Annotated in this window: 1 protein-coding gene; it reads left to right on the top strand. The window is 68.4% G+C overall.

What is annotated here, in order from left to right; translation table 11 throughout:
- Window positions 1–91: 91 nt before the first annotated feature.
- Window positions 92–868: an MMPL family transporter gene (locus tag HOV91_RS39130; RefSeq protein WP_438822733.1), complete on the top strand. Its 777-nt coding sequence runs from the start codon at window positions 92–94 to the stop codon at window positions 866–868.
- Window positions 869–1,037 lie beyond the last annotated feature (169 nt).

Raw genomic sequence — 1,037 nt, 5'->3', positions numbered from 1 at the left:
TGTATAAGAGACAACCCCACTCACCCCCGCCGCCGCAACACAGGTCAACGGGTTCCTCGCCGAGATCGGCCGCGACACCCGCATCGACACCGTGCTCCCCGCGCAGGTCGGCGACGGACGCGTGCTCGCGATGGCGATCCCGGCGGTGACGTTCGACTCGATGGCCGCCACCGACCTCATCCGCGACCTCCGCACCACAGCGGCCGCCGCGACCGGAGCCGAGATCCGCATCGGTGGCAGCACCGCCGAATTCGTCGACCTGTCCGACGAGATGACCGCCAAACTGCCGCTGGTCGTGGCCCTGGTGCTGACCGCGTCACTGGCCTTCCTCACCGCGGCGTTCCGCAGCATCGCCCTGCCGGTCAAGGCCATCGCGATGAACCTGCTCGCCACCGGCGCCGCTCTCGGCATCACCGTCGCGGTCTTCCAATGGGGGCTCGGCGAGAACGTCCTGGACTTCACCAGCCCCGGCTTCGTGCAGGTCTACCTGCCCACCGTGGTGTTCGCGCTGCTGTTCGGGCTCTCGATGGACTACGAGGTCTTCCTCATCCGCCGCATCCGCGAATACTGGGACGCCAGCGGCGACAACCAGCACGCCGTCGCCGCCGGGCTCACCCACACCGCGCGCCCCATCACCGCAGCCGCCGCGATCATGATCGCCATCTTCGCCAGCTTCCTCACCGCCGACATCCTCGAACTCGAGCAACTCGGACTCGCCCTCGCCGTTGCGGTAGCCATCGACGCCGTCCTGATCCGCCTCGTCCTCGTCCCCGCCCTCATGCGCCTGCTCGGCAACTGGAACTGGTGGCTGCCCACCCCCGGCGTCCGCTCTACCACCAACACCCATGCAACCGAGGGACGCCGCTGAACAACACGGCGATCACGACCTGACACGGCGATCACGACAGGTCGTGCATCAGCGCAATTCCCACGAGCGCCGCCGGCACCGCGAGCAGGCGCACAGGTATGCGACGCGAGGGCGGGGCGGCGGTCACCCCGCCGAGAGTACCAACCAACTACGGAGCCCTGTAGTAGGA

The organism is Nocardia barduliensis, from assembly GCF_013315795.1.
Taxonomy (GTDB): domain Bacteria; phylum Actinomycetota; class Actinomycetes; order Mycobacteriales; family Mycobacteriaceae; genus Nocardia; species Nocardia barduliensis.
The sequence above is the reverse complement of the archived record's forward strand: the minus strand, read 5'-3'. Positions and strand labels throughout refer to the sequence as shown.